Below are 21,338 nucleotides of genomic sequence, written 5' to 3'. Positions count from 1 at the left end.
GGATAACCCCTGATACGGCGCCCTCAGTGACATTGCGGAGTCGAAAAACATACAAGAGGCGCTTGTTTTTGATATGCTATGCGGCCTTCACACACCCGGATAATGAACACTCAGATGCAACCAGCTATCAAAATGGCCCTGCGCGTCGCGCGTCAGGGGTCCGACTATCTGAAAGCACACTTTGAGCGCCAGGAACCCAATGGCGACAGCGAGGATCGCCGCAAGCAACTGGAGCGGGTCGAGCAGTCTGTTTACGACAATTTTTCAGAGCAGCTCGAAAAATCCTACAAAGACCACATGATCGCACCGCTGAACGAAGCGGACGCCGGCGACAACGACAAAAGCTGGCATATATTTCCGGTCCTCGGTCGTGAAAACTTTCTACGGGGTATTCCTGATTTCGCACTGGCACTACTCCAGAAGAAAAATAACCGCACCGAGAATCTGTTGCTGATCAACCCGGTCACCGGCGAGGAATACTCTGCCAGCCGTGGCCATGGCGCAGCCCTGAATAGCCGGCGCGTGCGCACCAGCGAAATCAAGCACGCCGATCGGGCTGCCGTGGTCAGCAACCTTCTTGATCAGACCCGATACGGCGATGACCCGCTGATGTGGGGTGAGATGGCATCCTTATTGGCCCGCGACAGCAGCATGTTCCGCACAGCCGGCTGCGTTGCGCTGGATATTGCCAGGGTTTCATCCGGCCATCTGGATGCAGCCGTCATATTCCGCCCGGAGCCCGCCGATCTGGCTATTGGCGTGACCCTGGCACTGGAATCCGGCGCTCTGACCGGCGACTTCTCCGGCAACCCGTCAACGGAGAAAGCCAAGCAGCTTATTGTTGCCAACCCCAAGCTGTTCCGGGAAGTCCTGAAAACGCTTCACCCCTTCCGGGGTCGCCTGCCACGCTAGACCGGCCGGGCACAAAAAAGCCGCAACCCCTCTCAGGCGTTGCGGCTTTTTTACGACCGGGCACTTGTCCTAAATAAGGTCTACATCCGGTTCAGCCACTCGGGCGGTTGCTCTTCTTCCTCTTCCTGCCCCGCCAGGCCTTCCTTCGGCGGTACAATCAGGTCCTCACGGTCAACACCCAAAGCCACCAGCATATTGGCGGCGACATAAATGGATGAATAGGTACCCACAACCACACCAATAATCAAGGCCAGGGCAAAGTTGTTGATGGCCTCGCCCCCCATGAAATAAAGGGCAAACAGAACCACCAGCGTGGTCCCGGATGTGTTGATCGTCCGGCTGATGGTCTGGTGGATGGATTCGTTGATAACGTGCTCGGAGTCCCCCTCCCGCATCTTGCGAAAGTTTTCACGGATCCGGTCCGCGACAACAATGGTGTCGTTCAGGGAGTAACCGATAACCGCAAGCAAGGCAGCCAGTACACTCAGGTCAAACGTCCACTGGAACAGTGAGAACACCCCAAGCACGATAATGACATCGTGGGCGAGCGGCACCACCGACGCTATACCGAACTTGAACTGGAAGCGCATACCCACGTAGATCAGTACCACCGCAAGCGCAATGAGCATTCCCAGCCCACTGTCCTCCTTCAGCTCGTCACCAACCTGGGAGCCAACAAACTCAGAGCTCACCAGTTGCATTTCAGCGCCACTGCCTGCGAGAGCCTGCATCACCTCATTGGCCAGCTGGTCATTCTCTGCTTCGGCCATCCGGATCAGAACCGTGGTATCCGAACCGAAATTTTGCACGACAAACTGCTCGTAGCCGGCGCTGTCCAGAGCCCCCCTGATCTCATCCAGGGCCGGAGCCTGCTGGTATTCAATCTCAACGGAGGTGCCGCCCGTGAAATCAAGCCCGAAGTTCAGTCCGCGTGTCGCCAGTAACGCAACCGCGATCACAACCAGGGCGATGGACACCGCGGAAGCAATCTTCCGTGCGCCCATAAAATCGATAGTTTTCTTCTCAACTTCAGACATGGGCCAGCTTTCCTCCGATCGAGAGTTTTTCGATCTTTCGACCGCCGTATACAAGGTTCACGATGCTGCGGCTGACCATCAGCCCTGAGAACATCGATGTAAGAATACCGATCGACAGCGTTACCGCGAAGCCTTTCACTGGCCCGGACCCCATGGCAAACAGGATCACTGCCACCAGCAAGGTGGTGATGTTGGCGTCGAAAATAGACACAAATGCCCGGGAATAACCGGCATTTATTGCCGACTGGGGTGGAACGCCGGCCTTCAACTCTTCCTTTATCCGCTCGAAGATAAGCACGTTGGCGTCAACCGCTATACCCACCGTCAGAACGATACCGGCGATGCCCGGGAGTGTCAGGGTTGCCGACAGGATCGACATGCAGGCAACCAACAGCATCAGGTTAAGGGTCAGGGCCACGTTGGCGATCATGCCAAATCCACGGTAGTAGACCACCATATAGCAGAGCACGAGAACGAAGCCGAGCAGCACCGACATCATGCCGGCGTCGATGTTCTTCTGGCCAAGGCTTGGTCCAATGGTTCGCTCCTGCACGAAGTACATGGGAGCGGCCAGTGAGCCGGCTCGCAGCAACAGTGCCAGCTCTGAAGCTTCCGGAATGGAATCGAGACCGGTAATCCGGAAACTGCTTCCCAGCGCGGACTGGATTGTGGCGAGACTGATTATGCCCTTTTCAACAACGCGGTTATCGACGGTACGGGTTTCGCCGTCCACCACCACCTCTTCGGTTTCGGTCCGGTATTCGATAAACAGAACTGCCATGCGACGGCCAATGGCATTGCGGGTGGCCCGGTTCATCAGGTCACCGCCCACGGAATCCATGGTGATATTGACCTGGGGCTGACCGTTCTCGTCGAATCCCTGCTGGGCATTGGACACGTTGTCGCCGGTTACGATGACCTCCTGTTCCAGACGGGCCTCGCGGTTGGGGTTGTCACGGAACTCGTAGGTTTCGGTATTTGCGGCTGAGGCATCCTGCCGGGCTTCAAGCCGGAACTCGAGATTGGCGGTGGCACCCAGCACACGCTTCGCTGCCGCAGTATCCTGAACGCCCGGCAGTTCGACGATAATCCTGTCGGTGCCCTGGCGCTGAACAAGGGGCTCCGCGACACCCAGCTCATTCACCCGGTTGCGGATGGTTGTCAGGTTCTGCTCCAGGGCATAATCCTGGATCGACTTGATTTCAGCTTCCGAGATGGTGAGTACCAGGCGGTATTCACCGTCTTCGGTCTGCTCATCCATGGTGAACTGGTTGTACTGGTCGCGGACCAGATCGAAGGCCTCACTACGGGATTCTTCATCCCGGAAGGTCAGCACGATGGAGTTGTCGCCTTCAAGATCACCACCGCGATAGCGCACACGCTCTTCCCGCAACTCTCGCTTGATCTGGCTCGACATGGATTCAAGACGCTGCTCCACTGCGGTTTCCATATCCACCTCCAGCAGGAAGTGGACACCACCGCGAAGATCCAGGCCCAGCTTCATCGGCCCTGCACCCAGGCTTTCCAGCCATTCCGGTGTGGAAGGTGCCATGTTCAGGGCTACCAGGTAGTCCCTGCCCAGCGCATCCTGAACAATTGGCCGCGCCCGCAACTGGGCTTCAGCGTCATTGAGCCGGATCAGGGCATCACGCTCCTGGATCTCGGATTCCTTGACGGTAATCCCCTTGGCCTCGAGCGCATCAACAGCCCTTTCCAGAATTCTCTGATCGACCTGGGTGCTGCTTCTTGCACCGGTAATCTGCACGGCGTAGTCATCAGGAAAGACATTAGGCAGGGCGTAGATGAACCCGATCACCAGTGCGACCAGGATTACCAGATTTTTCCAGAGCGGATACTTGTTCAGCATGGGGTCCCTTTAAGCCGGCCAGGGGGCCAGCTATGATGTTTCAGCTTGGCAAATTCAGACCTGAGTCGAAAACCGGTCGATCAGATGTCCTTCAGAGTTCCTTTCGGAAGTGCAGCTGCAACAGCAACTTTCTGAACTTTCACTTCAACGTTATCGGCAATTTCTACCACGATAAAATCGTCAGTTACCTTGGTGATCTTTCCCGCCATACCGCCGGAAGTAACCACTTCGTCGCCTTTATTCAGGCCTGCCATCAAAGCCTTGTGCTCTTTCGCACGCTTGGACTGCGGGCGCCAGATCAGGAAGTAGAAAATCAGGATAAAGCCGGCGAAGAAAATCACCTGCCCCATCACTCCCATACCCCCGGCACCGGGATCCTGTGCCATTGCCAGTGCCGGCATCGCAGCAAACAGTGCAGCAACAAGTAACTTGATTGATTTCATTGACTATCTCCGTTTTTAAGAAAAGTTCGGGTAGCGGTTCAGTACCGGCTTGCCCGGCAGTTATTGCGCCAGCGGCGGCACAGTTTCACCGCGGCGTGCATAGAAGTCGCTAATAAAGTCCGACAATGTACCTGCTTCAATTGCGCCACGCAATCCGGCCATGACGTTCTGGTAGTAACGCAGATTGTGAATGGTGTTGAGTTGCGAGCCGAGCATTTCTCCACATTTATCCAGATGATGCAGATAACTTCTCGAAAAGTTCTCACAGGTATAACAGTCACACTGATCGTCCAGCGGGGCGATGTCATGGCGATGACGCGCATTGCGGATCTTGACGATGCCGGTGGAAGTAAACAGATAACCATTGCGGGCATTACGGGTGGGCATGACACAGTCGAACATATCCACACCGCGGCGAACCGCTTCCACAAGATCTTCCGGCCGGCCAACGCCCATCAGGTAGCGCGGCCGGTCTTCCGGCATTCGGGGTGGCAGATGATCCAGAATCCGGATCATATCCTCTTTGGGCTCGCCCACAGACAGCCCACCGATGGCATAGCCATCGAAACCGATCTCCGTCAAACCTTCCAGTGAACGATCACGCAGGGATTCGTACATACCGCCCTGAACAATACCGAACAGTGCTGCCGGATTATCCGCATGCGCGTTTTTGCTGCGCTCAGCCCACCGCAGGGACAGCTCCATGGACTCGCTGGCCTGCTTTTCGGTAGCGGGATAGGGTGTACATTCATCGAAAATCATCACGATGTCGGAACCAAGGTCCCGCTGCACCTGCATGGCAATTTCCGGCGACAATTCCACCGGTGAGCCGTCGATCGGTGAGCGGAAGGTCACACCTGCCTCGGTAATCTTGCGCATCTCCCCCAGGCTGAATACCTGAAAGCCCCCGGAGTCCGTCAGGATCGGACCGTGCCACTGGGTGAAATCGTGCAGGTCGCCGTGGGCTTTCACCACTTCAGTGCCCGGGCGCAACATCAGGTGAAAGGTATTACCGAGAATGATCTCCGCGCCGATATCCTTGATATCCCTTGGCAGCATGCCCTTGACGGTGCCGTAGGTGCCCACCGGCATAAAAGCAGGCGTTTCTACGGTGCCACGGGGAAACGTCAGTCGTCCGCGGCGGGCACGACCATCTTCGCCCAGCTTTTCAAAGGACATAAAACACTGTTCGGTCATGATTCTTCCCCGGCATAGCATTTGAGGGCGCCCAGACTTGGTGCCTGCCCTGTGATAAACATGGCGTCACCGTAACTGAAAAAACGATAGCGCTCGGCAACCGCCTCCCGGTAGGCCGCCATGACGTTCTGATAGCCCGCAAAGGCACTCACCAGCATGATCAGCGTCGATTCCGGCAGGTGGAAATTGGTCACCATGGCGTCCACGGTCTGAAAGCGATAACCCGGGTAAATAAAAATGTCTGTTTCGCCCCTGAACGGCTTCAATACACCACCCCGGCTTGCTGACTCCAGGGAGCGGACCGAGGTGGTCCCTACGGCAACCACCCTGCCACCCCGGGCCCGGGCCGCATCGACCGCATCCACGGTGGCCTGGGAGACCTGGGCCACTTCGCTGTGCATCACGTGGTTCTCTATACGGTCCACCCGAACGGGCTGAAAGGTACCAGCGCCCACGTGCAAGGTTACAAAGGTGCTCTCGATACCCCGGGCCTTGAGTTCCTTGAATATGCGGTCATCAAAATGCAATCCCGCAGTCGGAGCGGCCACAGCGCCGGCTTCCTTTGCATAGACTGTCTGATAGCGCTCCCTGTCGGTAGACTCATCGGGGCGGTCCACATAGGGAGGCAATGGCATGTGCCCGATTCGCTCGAGCAGTTCCAGCAGCGGTTCGCTGCTATCGCATACCAGATGAAACAGCGCATCCTCCCGCTGCTTCATCATCATGGAGGTACCGTCCTCCAGAATAATCCGCTGCCCCGGCTTGAGCGCCTTGGACGCCCTCACATGGGCAAGCAATTCGTGCTCCCCGAGCAGCCTTTCCACCAGCACTTCAACCTGGCCACCGGTCTCTTTTTTCGCGAACAACCGTGCGGGTATCACGCGGGTGTTATTGAACACCAGCAAATCGCCCGGCTGCAAAAGCCCTGGAAGGTCGGAGAACTGTCGATGAGAGACTTTGCCGGAGAGGCCATCAAGGCTCAGCAGGCGTGATGCGCTGCGCTCTTTGAGTGGGTACCGGGCGATGAGTTCATCCGGCAGATCAAAGTGAAAATCGGAGACGTTCATTGGATGGACTGTTCACGACACCGCGTTGGGCGGCTTGTAAGTGGTAGCGGCGGGCGGACTCGAACCGCCACGGGTTTTACCCCAACGGATTTTGAATCCGTCGTGTCTACCAATTTCACCACGCCGCCATCGGGAAGTGCCGGGAATTATACTGAGGTTGAATCTGAAAGCAATAACAAGTGCCGGACTTCCCTGTTCCGGCAGGCTTTTCCTACAGACGATCAAACAGTGAAAGCTTGGAGACCTGCGCAAACGACTGCTGCGCCGCCTGCAACACAAAGCTCTGGAAGCTCAGGTTACTGATCGCCTCGGCGTAATCCACATCCTGTAATTCCGACCGGATCTCCTTGCTATACACAGAAGAGTCTTCCAGGAATGAGCTGGTGGACTCCACCGCGTTCAGGCGCCCACCCAGCTCTGTCTGCTTCTGCAAAATGCTTTCCTGGGCGTTATCCAGATTCTGCAGGGAGGTGGCTATCAGATCATCGTAAGCGGTCTGGCCCTCGGGCGAACTCTTATCGATGTTATCCAGTCCGTTAACAAGTGTTTCCATCGTACTGAAAACAGACTGCTTTTCGGACGTTTTTAGAACAAAACCGGAGCCGGGCACCCCATCAGATATTTCGAACTGAATACCATTGAACTGAATGGGCTGACTATCTTCGTAGGTTCCGGTGGCGAGTGTGGCGCCGGCAGGAGTCTGAATCTGATACTCATCATCGGGTGTACCGTTGATAATGTTTACAACCAGATCCTCCTTGTTTCCATTATAAAAGGCATCGAAAGCCTCTTGGTTGACAACCATTGCAGAACTAATAGATGCGCCGCTGGTATCTCCGGGAGCCACTTCGGCGCTAAACGTGGGGGTACTCGCGACACTTTCGAAAATGCCCTTGCCATGGTCACTGATGGGAACCGTTACCCCATCGTCAATCTCCAGAACCCGCTGACCCTCATCGCCCTGATATACCCAGCTGCCGGACGCATCCTTACCGAACGCAGCGGTAGAGCCCTGAAAGCCGCTGAAGATGTATTCACCCGAAGCGTCGCGGGTATTGGCAACATTGGCCAGCTGCCCCAACCGTTCCTTGATCTCGGACGAAATTGACTGACGATCGTTCGCAGACAGCGATCCGTTGCCGGCCTGAACAGTCAGTTCCCGCACCCGCTGGATAATGTCCACTGAACTGGCCAGTGCGCTCTCTTCCTGCTGCAGGCGATTTTCAGCCAGGCCGGCGTTGCGCTGGTAGGTTTCAATCCGTGACAGTTCCTGGTCCAGCTTGAGAATACGGGCCGCCGCAACCGGGTCATCCGACGGTTTGTTCACCCGCTTGCCGGTGGAGATCTGCTCCTGGGTCTGGTTCAGGCTGCTGTTCAGATCCTGCAGCCGGTTGATCCCGCCGGAAAAAATCTGTTGTGATGAAATTCTGATCATGTCACATCACCTCGCACTGTTACCGGAAACTCTGTAACAGGGTATTGAACAAATCCTGTGCCACGGTCATTACCTGGGCCGAGGCGTTATAGGCGGCCTGGTACTGGATCAGCCGGCCGGCTTCTTCATCGAGATTGACCCCGGACACCGATTCCCGCTGATTGCTGGACTGCTCCAGCAGTGTTTTACCGGCATCCTTGTCCAGCTGGCTCTGGCGGGTCTTCACACCAATGTCCTCGACCAGCCCGGCATAGCCTTCGGCGAAACTCTGGCTGCCATTGTTCAGCGTATTTTTGGTGCCCAGAGCCGCCATAAACTCGGCGTTCCGGTTGTCGGAAACACCGTTGGTATTGTATTCAATCCTGAAAGAGTCGCCGGGGCTGGGATTTCCGGAAATCTCGAACTGGAAACCGAAATAGTTGTCATCCCTTGGGTCTTCACTGAACAGCTTGTTGGAGATTCCCCTTTCGAACACAGAAGCCGGAGCCCCGGCCGGTACCGAAGCTCCGGTATCCGCATTGACAATGTTGTATACCAGATCATCACCAACCTGCTCGAACTCAACTCTTAATGGTGGATCCAGTTGACCGTCCTGGCGGAAGTTCTCCAGCAGTGAGTTGGTAAACGGATCCCGTACATTAAGCATCTTGCCCTGGGTGATGGTGGCATCACCGGTATTCGCGTCACCACCCTCTGCCCTTACCGGGCTTGCGAATGCCAGATCCTCTTCCCGATTGACTTCCAGGCCAATGTTCCCTGCCGCATTCCTGCTGGGCTGGACGAGATACTTATCACCGGCATTGAAAGTGCCGCCTTCCACGCGAATGTTGAATCCGGGCATGGAGATCTCGGACTGTACCGGGTCCGGCAAACGGCCCTGATTGACCACCTCACCGGTCGCCCGGTTAACCAGTTCGAAGTTGCGGCCGTCACCGCCAAACTCCAGTGACCAGCTGCCTGCCGCCAGCGCCGCACTGTCCGTAATTTCCACTGCCAGCTGCGCATTCTGGGGCGCCGCGTTGTTGGCATTAGCAACCACCCGGCCCCGTTGCGCGGCTTCCGAGTTGATATCACTGAAGAACAATCGGCCCAGGTCGCCCTCCAGGTCCATCCCGATTTCATGCTGGTGATTGACACTGTCAGACAGCGCAATGGCAACCCGCCCCAATTCGTCAAATGCCGGCTGCAGGCCCTCCGACTCGAAGCGTCGCAAACCACCCAGCTTGCCGCCATTGATCTGCTCATCCACGTTCAGGGTCCGGCCCCCGGTGGTGAGGGTAAATTCCAGCGACGTGGGGTCTTCGGAATTTGCACGGGTGCCCAGCTGCGCGGCCTGGGACCCAACGACCAGAGACTGACCGTTGCTCAGGGAAACGTTGACCTGGCTACCCTCGGCCTGGGTCACGCGGATGCTGACCAGCTCCGACAGTTGCCGGAGATTCTCACCCCGCTTGTCCAGCAATTCATTGGGCTCGCGCCCCTGGGCCAGGCCCGGCGATTCAGAGATGGCGTTGTTCAGTTCCGCAATGCTCTTGAGCAGTGTGGTGGCGTCTTTGGCGCCCTGCTGCATCTGGGTCTTGACTGACTCCCGCTGTTGAATGAATTCCTGATTGAGGGCCTCAAACCGGTTGACCACCTGCTGCGCTTCACTGAGAACCAGTTGCCGTTGGGGCAACGAGGCAGGATCTTCCGCGGCATTCTGCATGCTGGCGAAGAAGTTGTTGAGGGCATTGCTCAGTCCGGTGGACTCTCCCCCCAGCAGATTATCCAGCCGTGACAGTTCGGAATTGAGGGCCTCCTGCTCACCGAACAACGTGCTGTCTTCGCGTACCTGCTGGGTCAGAAACTCGTTCGCCAGCCGGCGAATATTGGTCACATTGACCCCGGTGCCTACCGAGCCCGCTCCGGTGCGCTGAGCCGCCTGGGTTTCGAACTGAACCTCCTGGCGGCTATAGCCCGGCGTGTTGGCATTGGTTATGTTGTTGCCGGTAGTATTCAGCGCGGCCTGGTGCCCGAGGATACCGGTGAGACCAATATTGATAAGCCCTGCCATAACTTTTACTCCTCAGCCCCGCGGGAGCCCATGGACAGCGTTGTCATGGAGTCGTTATTCATGATGCGGCGAATCTTGGCGCCGTAGTTCGGGTCGGTGGCGTAGCCGGCCTGCTGCAGCCTGTCGGCAAATTCGTCAGGGTTGTCCGCGGCTGCCAGAACGTCCCGGTAACGGGGATTGGACTCAAGGAACGACACATAGTCGCGGAAGCTGGACTCATAGTCAGGGTAGGCCCGGAATGCGGCCCGCTCGTTCATCGGGACACCTTCCCTGAACTCGGTAGTGGCAATATTCACCGATTCACCCTGCCAGCGGCTGTCCGCCTTGATGCCGAACAGATTGAAACTGGGTGAGCCGCCATCACCTTCGATCATGTGCCGGCCCCAACCGGTTTCCAGGGCTGCCTGGGCAACCATCAGGCGAGGATTAATGCCACTCTCACCGGCCACTTTCTCGGCCATTGGCAGGAGTTCGCGCACGAACTGTTCCGGCGAGTCGAAGCGGTCCGGCATAACTCTGCCAACCTCGCCTACCTCCGGCGCGGTCATGGGCATGGCGGTCTCGGCCACCTCATTCACCTTGTCCACCTGCTCCGGCAGACGCGGCGAAAGCACAGGCAAACTGCGGTCATAATCACCCAGCGCCTTTTTATGGGCTGCCATGGGTTCGCCTTTCTCATCCATGCCGGGAATCTGCCGGCTAAGCTGGCGAACCAGGGCTTCGGAAAGCCCGGTGCCCTGCTTCTGTGACAGTGTCAGACTGAGCTGACTGTCAAACATCTCGCGATAGAATTCCGACTGCTGGCTGTTCAGGTAGTTGCCCTCGGCAAACACATCGCCCGCCTTACGCATGGACTTGACCATTTCAGACAGGAACAGGCCCTCGAACTGCTTGGCCACTTCCAGCAGCGCCGCATCCTTGTCGGTCCTGGCCTGGGTCTTCAGGTCATTAAGACCTCCGAAATCGGTATAGACCTGTGCTTTCTGAAGACTGAGATCCTGCATCACGCCACCTATATCACGATCAGCTCGGCCCGCAACGCGCCGGCCTGTTTAAGCGCTTCCAGAACCGCCATGACGTCCCCCGGTGCCGCGCCAACCTGATTTACCGCCTGAACAATCTGGTTCAGAGTGACCGCCGGGCCGAACTTGAACATCCTTGCCGGCTCTTCGGTGATCGCAATCTGGGAATTGGGTTCAACAACGGTCTCGCCATCGCTGAAGGGGTTGGGCTGATTCACCTCCGGGTTCTCCTGAATTGTCACCGTCAGGTTGCCGTGGGTGACCGCGGCCGCGCTGACCTGTACATTCTGCCCTACTACTATGGTGCCTGTGCGGCTGTTAATGACGACCTTGGCAGCATCCTGTGCGGGGTCCACATTAATGTTCTCTAGGAGCGACAAAAAACTTACGCGCTGGGACGGGTCCCGGGGCGCCTTCACGGATATGGCCGTGGCATCGTGGGCGTAGGCCATATCTGGCCCCAAGTAGCCGTTGATAGCCTCCACCACTCGGCGCGCGGTGGTGAAGTCCGGCCTTAGCAGGTTAAAGGTGATGGTATCGCCCCTCGCGAACGGAGAGGTTACTTCCCTTTCAATGGTAGCCCCGTTGGGTATCCTGCCAACGCTCGGGACATTAACCGTGATTCGCGAACCGTCGGCTCCACCAGCTCCGAAGCCGCCGACCACAAGGCTGCCCTGGGCCATGGCATACACCTGGTCATCAGCACCTCTAAGAGGTGTCATTAACAGGGTTCCACCCCGCAAGCTGTCAGCGTTGCCGATAGATGACACCGTGATATCCATGGCCTGACCGGTCTTGGCAAACGGCGGCAGACTTCCAGTCACGGTCACTGCTGCTACATTGGCCAGGTTGGGATTCACTCCCGGCGGCAAGGTAATTCCAAACTGATTCATCATGTTACGGAAAGTCTGGTTGGTAAACGGTGCCTTGTCACCAGAGCCATCAAGACCCACAACCAGACCATAACCAACCAGCTGGTTGCTACGGACACCCTTGATACGGGCCAGGTCCTTGAGGCGGTCCGCCAGCACCGGCGCAGCTATGACCGACAGTGCTAATACCAACACCCCGAATCTAAGCATTTTCATAGCGGGAACCACTCACTGTTAAAGAAACGGGCCAGCCAGCCCATCTGATTGGCCTGGTCAAAATCGCCGGTACCACCGTAGGCAATACGGGCATCAGCAATGCGGTTGGACGCAATGGTGTTATCCGGGGAAATGTCCTGGGGGCGAACGAGGCCCGTGAGGCGGATATATTCATCGCCATTGGTGAGCGACAGCCATTTCTCACCACGAATATGCAGAACGCCATTCGGCAGTACTTCGGTGACGGTTACGGTAATGTTGCCCGCCAGACTATTGCTCTGGTCGGCTTCCGCCTGGCCCGAAAAATCCCGCTCCAGATCGATATCGGTACCCAGGTCAATGTTGCTTCTGCCCAGGATTCGAGGGTCCAGGATGGAAATTTCGTTGTCTTTGGTAATGCTGCTTTCAGCGTTCTTGCTGGCGCGGGTGGATTCCTCAAGCGTCACCGTGAGGATATCGCCAACGTTCAGTGCCACGGTATCGCCGTAAAGATTGTAGTTCCGTGACGACTGGTAAATAGCACCGGACTCGGGGTCCCTCTGCATCATGGCTTCGGCCCGGACCGGTGAATAGGCCGGGTCGTCCGGCACTGCCCGGGGGCGGCTCATGGCGGTACAGCCCTGCAGCACAACCAGCGCCAGAACGATGGCCAGGGTGCCCGCGCCGTGTCCGCCTGATCTGCCAGTGATGGTGGATGTCATGATGACCGCTCCTTAACGCTGCTACCGATTAACCGATATTGTTCGTGATGAACTGCAGCATCTGATCCGTTGCAGAGACCACTTTCGAGTTCATTTCGTAGGCACGCTGGGTGGTGATCATATTGACCAGTTCCTCCACCACCTCCACGTTGGAGGCCTCAACCATGCCCTGCTCTAATGTTCCCAGCCCACCGATACCAGGCTCACCTTCGGCGGGATCGCCACTGGCATTGGTTGCCTTGTAAAGATTGTTGCCGATCGCCTGCAGGCCCTGCGGGTTGATAAAGTCCACCAGCGTAATCTCGCCCAGATTGACGGGGGCCGCCTGGTCATCGGTCACAGCAGACACAGTGCCGTCCTTGCCTATGGTGACGTTGGTGGCGTTCTCCGGAATATTGATGTTGGGCTCCAGGGTGTAGCCATCCGGATTAACGATATCCCCGTCGGCGTTGAGCTGGAACTGGCCATCACGGGTGTAGGCAATCTGCCCGTCCGGAAGCAGTATCTGCATGAAACCACGGCCGTTCACCGCCATATCCAGGGGCTGCTCGGTGACTTCCAGATTACCCTGGGAGAACTGCTTGGTGGTGCCAACAATCCTCACACCCGTGCCCAGCTGAAGGCCGGACGGCAGCTCCGAATTCTGGGTATTCAGACCACCGGGTTGCCGGTCGATCTGGTACAACAGGTCCTGAAACACCGCCCGGTCGCGCTTGAAGCCGGTGGTGTTCACGTTCGCCAGGTTGTTGGAGATGGTGGACATGTTGGTGTCCTGCGCGCTCAACCCGGTTTTGCTGACCCAAAGTGCTGGATGCATGTCGTCTACTCCTTGCCGGGACCGCTTCAATGCGGCTGATTTTTGCCGCCTTGGCGCCCGCCCGGACGATGTTCAATAGGTTTATCAGAGATTCTGCAACAGTCGTGCCGAAGCCTCGGAATTCTGGTTGGCGGTTGTCATTATCTTCACCTGCATCTCGTACTGGCGTGACAGCTGCAGGTTGGAGATCATCTCCTGCACCGCATTGACGTTGGAGCTTTCCAGAAACCCGGAGGCCACCCGCATATCTGCATCCGGGGGTTCCGGACCGTCCAGTGCCTGGTCGGCTTTACGGCGGATAAAACCGTCTTCCCCCTTCTCCAGGGCGCCGGCCGGCGGGTTCACCAGTTTCAGGCGGTCCACCTCAACCAGCTGGTCCGGTGGGCCACCCACAGGAATGATGGAAATTGTGCCATCAGCACCGATCTGCACATTATCGAAGGGAGGCAAGGCTACGGGACCGCCATTGCCCATCACCATCTCGCCGCTGGAGAGGCGCATAAGGCCGTTCACATCAATCTGCATGCTGCCGGAGCGGGTGAACACTTCCTGGCCCTGCTGGTTCTGCACCGCCAGCCAGCCATCACCCTCGAGGGCAACGTCCAGCTTGCGGCCGGTGTCCATCAAAGCGCCTGCGGACAGGTCCGTGCCTGGCCTTTCGGCCATGGCGTAGGCCCGTGTGGGATGGTGCTCACCGAAAACCGGCATGCTGCGGGCCTGGGCAAAATCCCGCTTGAAACCGGTGGTACTTACGTTAGCCAGGTTGTTGGCGTGGGCGCGCTGGGAAAGCATGTTCTGCTTGGCGCCGGACATTCCAATATAGAGGGCTTTGTCCATGGGAAAACTCCTGCCGGAATTTTGACTGTTTCCAGTCTTTCCATAGTTCTAGCAGGAGTTGTGCCATGTTCAGTTTTCAGGGTTAGCGGAGATTGATGATGGTCTGGGTGACGGCATCGGAAGTTTCAATGGTTTTGGCGTTGGCCTGATAGTTACGCTGGGCGATGATCAGGTTCACAAGCTCCGCGGAGAGATCCACATTGGACTCCTCAATGGAACTGGCCTTGATGGACCCCAGGGTACCGGTGTCAGGTGGCCCAATAATGGGCTGGCCGGACTCGAAGGTTTCCACCCAGGTAGTTTCACCCACCGGCGATAGCCCGTTGGTATTATTGAACGACGCCAGTGCCACCTGCCCCAGAGACTGGGACTGCCCGTTGGTATAGCGTGCGAACAGAACCCCCTGGTCGGACACATCCAGGCCAGAAAGACGACCCGTCGCATAACCGTTCTGGCGCTGGTCATTCACCCCGAAATCACTGCCGTACTGGGTGGTATTACCCAGATCCAGCACAAAGGCTGAGGTGGTAGGTGGGTCAGGAATCGGAGTGGTGATTTCCTCCCCGGGAGCCGGCGGACCATCCGCGCCATTGGGCATGCCGTTGGGATCCTTGGGTACCCAGTCGGCAATCAGGATTTCGCCATTGGCATCGCCGTTAACCGAATCCAGTACCCCATCCTGATTGAAGCGAGCGAAGTAGGGAGTCTGGTCCGTTCCGCCAACCAACTCGCCGTCAATCTGCGCGTAGACAGCCCATTCACTGACACCCACGCCGTTGCCTGGCGAGGGCTGCTTGACGTAGAACTGGGTCATTTCATGGGAATTGCCCAAGCTGTCATAAATGGTGGTTGAGGTGGCGTGGTTGTACGTGCGCTGGTCATCAGGATTAAACTCGTTGGTAATTTCTACCTTTCTGTCATCCCAAGAGGCATCAAAAGGATTATCGCCGGTGATTTCTTCAATTATTCTATCCGCTTGCGGTCGCACTGTACCAATTTTGGTTCCCACTTCTCCCGCGGTATCGTCATCATTCCTGTATTTATAAGTCACTGTATTGCCCTGATTATCAGTGACCCTCAGCTGATTACCTTCCGCAGTTGCTGAAATACTGGAAGTGCTTGCGGTGTTAATGGCCTTTGCTAGTTCTTGCACCGTACTCACTGAATCCGTGTCAACACGCACCTCGCTACCATCGATTTCCAGCGTAAAGTCGAACCCCGGAGTGCTCACATAGTCGTCATTCAGAAACTCGTTATTCACGCCGGCAGGACTGGTCGGGAAATCGATGGTAGTTGTAGCTGACGCACTCAAACCTCGTTGCTGATTCATTATGCCGGCGACGTCCTTCGCCGATGACCCCGTAGGAATGTTTACAGGCACCGATGAGGTTCCATCATTAAAAGCTATCTCAAAATCTCCCTCCGGAAAATCGGTAACCAGCGGATCGAAGTCCTGTGCAAAAGTGTTCCCTTCAATTTCCCCCATAACACCCACGCGACGCTCAAGAACCGACTCCCGGGAATCGAGATTAACATCTGTGCGCAAGTTGGTAGTGCGGCGAGGCGCCAAATTATCCGTCTCTACCTGCAAATCGTCACGAATACCCGACAGGTTGCCGTCATCATCGGCGACAAAGCCCTGCACCCGCATATTCTGGTTGTTGGTAACGAACCCGTCCTTGTCGATGCCAAACTGGCCGGCGCGGGAATACCGGACTTCGCCGCCATTATTGAGCACAAAAAAGCCGTCGCCGTTGATGGCAAGGTCAAGCCCGTTGTCGGTAAAGCTGATATTACCCTGGCTGAAGGACTGCTTGACGTCCTGCACCCGCACACCGTCACCAATCGGATTGGTGCCGGCACTCAGAAAGCCGCTGGCGTACAAATCGCCAAACTGGGCCTTGCTGCCCTTGAAGCCCACGGTACTGGCGTTGGCAATGTTGTTACCGGTGACATCAAGGTCAACCGATGCCGCTCTTAAGCCGCTAAGACCCGTATTGAAAGCCATACTTCACCCCTGATTTTTCACCGGTATCAATTAATCTGCTCGACTTCTGACAGAGCGATGGAGCCCATTCCTGCCAGATTCAGCGTAATACTGCCGCCCTTGCCCAGTGAGACGCTGTCAACGTTGGCACTCATCATGGTGCCAAGCTGTTCAGGGCCTTCCGGGTAGGAGGCCTCAGCCACCACCTTGTAGGGGCCGGGAGGCAAACTGTTGCCGTTACCGTCCTTGCCGTCCCAGCTGAACCCGGTCACACCGGCCTGCTGTGAACCCATGTCAATCTGTCGCACACGCTCGCCGGACGGATTCTCGATGGAAATTCTCAGGCCGGATGTGCTGGCCGGAACCTCCACGTTGCCCGAGATCTCACCGTCAGCACCCAGGATTCCCACCGAGGATGGCGCCAGAACGCTGCGGCCCACCATGGCGGAGGCCTGCAGGGCCTGGGTGGAGCGGAACTGGTTTGCCACATCGTCGACACTGCCGGACAGCCCCTGCATCTCTTCCAGGGAGCTGAACTGTGCCAGCTGGGAGATGAACTCGCCGTTGTCCTGGGGCTCCAGGGGGTTCTGGTTCTTCAACTGGGCAATCATCAGCTCCATGAACTCGTTCTTGCCAAGCTCATTGCCGCTTTTGGTCTGCTGCTGATCGAGCTTGAACTTGCTCAGCACATCCGAGGCGTCTGCCGGGTTAATTGCGCTCATGATTCAATCCTCGCTCGGTTACTGCTGACCCAGGGTCAGGATGCGCTGCATCATGGATTTGGCGCTGTTCATGATGTCCACATTCATCTGGAAGCTGCGGGATGAAGACATCATGTCTGCCATCTCCTCAACCACATTCACGTTGGGGTAATACACATACCCCTCTTCGTTGGCCGCGGGATGATCAGGCTGGTAACGCATCTGCAGCTCGGCATCACTTTCTACGATGCCCTCAACGCGAACGCCGGCACCAGGACCTTCTTCGCTGCCGAAGGCCTGGCCCTGCTGGGACGGGTTCAGCATGGACTGCTGGATGGCGGCGAACACCGGCTTGCGGGCACGATAGGTCTGCTCGGTACTGGAACTGGCAGTCTCGGCGTTGGCGATGTTGGACGCAGTGGTATTCAGCCGCAGTGACTGGGCTGTCATGCCGGACCCGGCGATATCGAAAATGCTACCCAGTGACATGGTGTTGCTCCTCAGTTAGATGACTGCGCCCGGATCATTGACCCGAGAGTGCCTTTTTGATGCCGGTGACTTTTCCGTTCAGGAACTGGAAACTGGCCTGGTAATCCATGGCGTTGCGCATGAAACGGGTCTGCTCCTGCTGCGAATCCACCGTATTGCCATCCACTGATGGCTGATGCGGAATCCGGTACAGCAATTCGCTGTCCTGGCCCATGGTTGACGTATCCATGTGCGACTCGTGAGTCCGGCTCATGCCGAATCCGCTCATGCCCTCCTGAGCCTTTTGCATCATCGCCTGAAAGTCGATATCCCGAGCTTTGTAGCCCGGCGTGTCTGCATTGGCGAGATTGTTCGCCAGCACCTCGGCACGCTTGACCCGGCCTTCCAGGGCGTGCTGATGAATGCCTAATGCTTTGTCCAGGGAAATAGCCATAGTTCCTCCGATTCCTGCACCCGGCGTTGTTCGTATTGCCGTTTGTGCTTTACGCAAAACCAAAAGCAATCGCAATGCCAGTTTTCAGAAGTTGTTGCGGGGCGGGGCCTGAAGCGGAACCCGGGGCAGTCAGAGGGCGGGAACTATTATTAAAGCGGCAAGGGGTTTCCCCCGCCGGAACTGGCAGGGGCAACCGCCGGCAACTATTGCGGCCAGCGACTAACAAACTCTTTCTGGTGGGGCCTTGGCACTGCGGGCTTTTCCGAACTGACGCTGCCGGCATAAAGAAATCCGGTGATGATTTCGTGATCGCCCAGACCCAGGCCCTTGGCAACGTCCGGGTGGTAAGCCAGATCACCTGTTCGCCACATCCCACCATAGCCAGCAGCCTCAAGGGCCAGAAGCAGAAAGCCCATACCCACCGCAGCCGACATGGTCTGCTCGATTTCCGGCACCTTGGGATGCATCTGATGAGAGGCGATACCAACAATAACCATGGGGGCTCTCAACGCTTTCTTCCTGAGCTTTTCCCGTGCTTTCTCCGGCGCATCATCGTCGCAGGTTGACGCAAACACGTCGCCCAGGGCACTCAACGCTGCATCACCTTCGATAACCAGGTAGCGCCAGGGCCGCAAAAGGGCATGATCCGGTGCCCTGGCAGCACAGGCAAATACTTTCTCGAGCGTTTCTGCATCCGGTGCTGGTGCTTCCAGACGCGGCTCAGAGGCGCGGTTCAACAATGCATCCATTACTGCAGTCATAATGTCTCGCTTTGATCGGATATATACCGTTGGACGGAGCTGAACACCCTTACGAATTGTGGGACAGATGGTTTGCTGTTAGTCTTTGGTCTAAGTACTTTCCACGATGAACACGGTTTTATCCACCCCGAAAACCAAAAAAACAATCAATAGACGGTTTATGAGCCAGCAACAAAGCCTTCGCTACCCCGCGGATTCGTCCCTGAAATGATGAGTGCACCGATTGATTTGCGCAAGGCCAGCCCCGCCGCCGGCAAATATGTTGCCCCGGATTCCCAGAACAACCCGATTGCCATTCCCCCCATGCCGGATTATAACGGCAGAATTCTGGCATACACGGCGACCGGGGCCATCATCGTTTCGGGCATGCTACAAAAGGTCTTTGACCTCTGGATGCTATGGCTACTCGCCGGCGCTCTCATCTGGCCTCACATCGCCAATCAGCTGACCCGCCGCACCTTTTTCCGCAACTCATCCCGTATCCGCCAGAAAATGCTCCTGGTGGATTGCGCCATCGGCGGCGGGTTCGCCGGTTGCATCGGGCTGATTGCCATCCCATCGATCGCCGTGGCGCTGATGCTGATGTTCAGCTGCCTGATCATTGGCGGAATCCGCCAGTGGCTGTTCGGCACAGTTATCATGGCGGCCAGCTGCGCCATCGGTGTGGCCATTGCCGGCCCGGCAGACTCGTTCCAGTCGCCGATGATTACCAGCATTATCTCAATAGTGGCCACCGGCCTCTATATCTGCGTCACTGCCCTGTATTCCCATCAGCAGGCTCGTGCCTTGATGATGGCAAAGACCCAGATTCAGAATCAACGTGAACAGTCCATCGCACTGTCCCAGAAGCTGTCCAAATACCTCTCTCCCCAGGTATGGCAGTCCATTTTTACCGGTGAGCGGGACGTGCGGCTGGAGACCCAGCGCAAGAAACTGGCGGTGTTTTTCTCCGACATCAAGGGTTTTACGGAACTGTCCGAGGAGATGGAACCGGAGGCACTGACCGAGCTACTGAACCACTACTTCAATGAGATGTCTGAGGTCGCCCTCAAATACGGCGGGACCATCGACAAATTTGTCGGTGACTCCATCATGATCTTCTTTGGTGACCCCTCCAGCCGCGGCCAGAAAGAGGATGCCTTCGCCTGTGTATCCATGGCCGTGGAAATGCGCAAACACATGAAAATCATGCGCCAGAAATGGCGCAGCCAGGGCATCAAGACGCCTCTGGAAATCCGCATGGGTATCAGCACCGGGTACACCACCGTGGGCAACTTCGGCGCCGAAAACCGCATGGATTACACCATCATCGGCAAGGAAGTGAACCTTGCCAGCCGCCTGGAGTCCCTCGCAGAGCCGGGTGAGATCCTGATCTCCCATGAAACCTTCTCGCTGATCAAAGACCGCATCATGTGCCGTGACAAGGGTGAGACTACCGTGAAAGGCTTCGGCCGCCCAGTAGCCATCTACGAAGTGGTGGATTTCCGCCGCGACATGGGTCCCAACCGCAGCTTTCTGGAGCATGAGCACAGCGGGTTTGCCATGTACCTGGATTCCGAGAAAGTTACCGAGCGGGAACGGGCGTCCATCCTGAGCGCCCTGGAAGATGCCGCCGACCGCCTGCGCCAGGAAGGAAGTTACTGAAGCATTTCACCCTACTGCCTGATCAACCGGGGCCCCGCAGCATCCTCCGGCTGCGTGCTGCGCCACGGGTTGATATCCAGGCCACCCCGTCGGGTGTACCGCGCGCAGACTGACAGTTGCTGTGGCTGGCAACGTGCCATCAGGTCGGTAAACAGGGTTTCCACACAATGTTCATGGAAGTCCTGCTTCTGGCGAAAGCTCACGATGTACTGGAGCAGTCCGGCCCGGTCCATGGCCGGGCCGGTGTAGTCGATCAGCACTGTCGCCCAGTCTGGTTGGCCGGTTACCGGGCAATTACTCTTCAGCAGGTGCGAGCAAAGCTTCTCCGAAACCACATCGCCACTGGCCGACAGGCAGTCCGGGTTGTAGTCATAACCCACGGAAGCGGGCTCTTCGTCGTCGATGAGCACAAAACCCTCCGGCCGCCCGACTGCCCTCGCCCCCTGGTCGACACTGTGCAGAGTCACCGCCACCGAGGCGCCACTGGCACTGGACAGATCGCGGGCGATGACGTCCCTGACTTGGTCCGCGGAGGAAAACACCGTCTGGTTCAGGGAATTCAGATACAACTTCAGGGACTTGGACTCAATGATGGATGGCGATGCCGAGGGCACACGCAGTTCCGCCCAGGCCACTGCGGGAACACCGCCGGGGCGCAGCCAGGAAATTTCCCAGGCCTGCCACAGGTCCTCACCGAACCAGGGCCAGCGGCCATCACCCAGACCAATACGGCGCCGGTTTTCATCCCTGGCAACCGGAAACAACTGTTGCGGATCGTAGGCGTCCGGGTAGTCGCTGGATTTGCCCAGCGGAGCATCGAAAAGGGCCATGAAAAATCCTGAAACCA

Annotated in this window: 20 protein-coding genes and 1 tRNA gene; 2 read left to right on the top strand and 19 right to left on the bottom strand. The window is 57.1% G+C overall.

Translation table 11 applies throughout. From position 1 onward, the window contains the following. Positions 1-114 precede the first annotated feature (114 nt). Complete coding sequence (locus tag DIT71_RS07350; RefSeq protein WP_114612561.1) at positions 115-912, top strand: inositol monophosphatase family protein; 798 nt, start codon at positions 115-117, stop codon at positions 910-912. An 80-nt stretch (positions 913-992) separates the two neighbouring features. Here DIT71_RS07350 and secF read toward each other — a convergent pair whose 3' ends face one another. The 18 genes from secF to DIT71_RS07260 form a co-directional block, all read right to left on the bottom strand. Beyond that, on the bottom strand, positions 993-1,949 hold the full coding sequence (gene secF / locus DIT71_RS07345) for a protein translocase subunit SecF (RefSeq protein ID WP_114612560.1): 957 nt from the start codon (positions 1,947-1,949) through the stop codon (positions 993-995). Continuing rightward, positions 1,942-3,816, bottom strand: coding sequence for a protein translocase subunit SecD (gene secD / locus DIT71_RS07340; RefSeq protein ID WP_114612559.1), 1,875 nt, complete (start codon positions 3,814-3,816; stop codon positions 1,942-1,944). Before secD ends, secF begins: the two co-directional genes overlap by 8 nt. Before the next feature lie 80 nt (positions 3,817-3,896). Continuing rightward, complete coding sequence (gene yajC / locus DIT71_RS07335) at positions 3,897-4,259, bottom strand: preprotein translocase subunit YajC (RefSeq protein WP_114612558.1); 363 nt, start codon at positions 4,257-4,259, stop codon at positions 3,897-3,899. Positions 4,260-4,319: 60 nt separating this feature from the next. Continuing rightward, the gene (tgt, locus tag DIT71_RS07330; RefSeq protein ID WP_114612900.1) at positions 4,320-5,438 is read right to left on the bottom strand and encodes a tRNA guanosine(34) transglycosylase Tgt; all 1,119 of its coding nucleotides are present in this window, start codon (positions 5,436-5,438) and stop codon (positions 4,320-4,322) included. A 14-nt stretch (positions 5,439-5,452) separates the two neighbouring features. Continuing rightward, positions 5,453-6,523 carry a tRNA preQ1(34) S-adenosylmethionine ribosyltransferase-isomerase QueA gene (queA, locus tag DIT71_RS07325; protein ID WP_114612557.1) on the bottom strand — a complete coding sequence of 357 codons (1,071 nt, stop codon included), beginning with the start codon at positions 6,521-6,523 and terminating at the stop codon, positions 5,453-5,455. A gap of 41 nt (positions 6,524-6,564) precedes the next feature. Further along, positions 6,565-6,651, bottom strand: a tRNA-Leu gene (locus DIT71_RS07320). A gap of 83 nt (positions 6,652-6,734) precedes the next feature. Then, positions 6,735-7,958, bottom strand: a complete 1,224-nt coding sequence (gene flgL / locus DIT71_RS07315) for a flagellar hook-associated protein FlgL (protein ID WP_114612556.1) — start codon at positions 7,956-7,958, stop codon at positions 6,735-6,737. A 19-nt stretch (positions 7,959-7,977) separates the two neighbouring features. Then, positions 7,978-10,011, bottom strand: a complete 2,034-nt coding sequence (flgK, locus tag DIT71_RS07310; protein ID WP_114612555.1) for a flagellar hook-associated protein FlgK — start codon at positions 10,009-10,011, stop codon at positions 7,978-7,980. 5 nt (positions 10,012-10,016) lie between these two features. Next, positions 10,017-11,015, bottom strand: coding sequence for a flagellar assembly peptidoglycan hydrolase FlgJ (gene flgJ, locus DIT71_RS07305; protein WP_114612554.1), 999 nt, complete (start codon positions 11,013-11,015; stop codon positions 10,017-10,019). Between the two features lie 8 nt (positions 11,016-11,023). Continuing rightward, positions 11,024-12,121: a flagellar basal body P-ring protein FlgI gene (locus DIT71_RS07300; protein ID WP_114612553.1), complete on the bottom strand. Its 1,098-nt coding sequence runs from the start codon at positions 12,119-12,121 to the stop codon at positions 11,024-11,026. Further along, positions 12,118-12,822 (bottom strand): flagellar basal body L-ring protein FlgH, encoded by a 705-nt coding sequence (flgH, locus tag DIT71_RS07295; protein WP_114612552.1) that lies wholly within the window; start codon positions 12,820-12,822, stop codon positions 12,118-12,120. Before flgH ends, DIT71_RS07300 begins: the two co-directional genes overlap by 4 nt. 28 nt (positions 12,823-12,850) lie before the next feature. Next, a complete protein-coding gene (gene flgG / locus DIT71_RS07290) occupies positions 12,851-13,639 on the bottom strand; it encodes a flagellar basal-body rod protein FlgG (RefSeq protein WP_114612551.1) in 789 nt (262 codons plus the stop codon). 84 nt (positions 13,640-13,723) lie between these two features. After that, positions 13,724-14,476, bottom strand: a complete 753-nt coding sequence (locus tag DIT71_RS07285) for a flagellar basal body rod protein FlgF (protein WP_114612550.1) — start codon at positions 14,474-14,476, stop codon at positions 13,724-13,726. 82 nt (positions 14,477-14,558) lie between these two features. Then, positions 14,559-16,484: a flagellar hook protein FlgE gene (locus DIT71_RS07280; protein ID WP_114612549.1), complete on the bottom strand. Its 1,926-nt coding sequence runs from the start codon at positions 16,482-16,484 to the stop codon at positions 14,559-14,561. Between the two features lie 26 nt (positions 16,485-16,510). Next, positions 16,511-17,185 (bottom strand): flagellar hook assembly protein FlgD, encoded by a 675-nt coding sequence (locus tag DIT71_RS07275; protein WP_114612548.1) that lies wholly within the window; start codon positions 17,183-17,185, stop codon positions 16,511-16,513. 18 nt (positions 17,186-17,203) lie between these two features. Continuing rightward, the gene (flgC, locus tag DIT71_RS07270) at positions 17,204-17,653 is read right to left on the bottom strand and encodes a flagellar basal body rod protein FlgC (RefSeq protein WP_114612547.1); all 450 of its coding nucleotides are present in this window, start codon (positions 17,651-17,653) and stop codon (positions 17,204-17,206) included. A gap of 34 nt (positions 17,654-17,687) precedes the next feature. Continuing rightward, positions 17,688-18,086 (bottom strand): flagellar basal body rod protein FlgB, encoded by a 399-nt coding sequence (gene flgB / locus DIT71_RS07265; RefSeq protein ID WP_114612546.1) that lies wholly within the window; start codon positions 18,084-18,086, stop codon positions 17,688-17,690. Between the two features lie 203 nt (positions 18,087-18,289). Next, the gene (locus DIT71_RS07260) at positions 18,290-18,847 is read right to left on the bottom strand and encodes a nitroreductase family protein (RefSeq protein ID WP_114612545.1); all 558 of its coding nucleotides are present in this window, start codon (positions 18,845-18,847) and stop codon (positions 18,290-18,292) included. Positions 18,848-19,054: 207 nt separating this feature from the next. On the opposite strand from DIT71_RS07260, the gene DIT71_RS07255 reads away from it, so the two are divergent. Then, positions 19,055-20,491 (top strand): adenylate/guanylate cyclase domain-containing protein, encoded by a 1,437-nt coding sequence (locus DIT71_RS07255; RefSeq protein ID WP_114612544.1) that lies wholly within the window; start codon positions 19,055-19,057, stop codon positions 20,489-20,491. Positions 20,492-20,502: 11 nt separating this feature from the next. On the opposite strand, the gene queF is transcribed toward DIT71_RS07255, so the two are convergent. Beyond that, a complete protein-coding gene (gene queF, locus DIT71_RS07250; protein WP_114612543.1) occupies positions 20,503-21,321 on the bottom strand; it encodes an NADPH-dependent 7-cyano-7-deazaguanine reductase QueF in 819 nt (272 codons plus the stop codon). Positions 21,322-21,338: the final 17 nt, after the last annotated feature.

It is taken from the genome of Marinobacter vulgaris, from assembly GCF_003344045.1.
Lineage (GTDB): Bacteria > Pseudomonadota > Gammaproteobacteria > Pseudomonadales > Oleiphilaceae > Marinobacter > Marinobacter vulgaris.
This window is presented reverse-complemented; position numbering and strand designations above follow the sequence as displayed.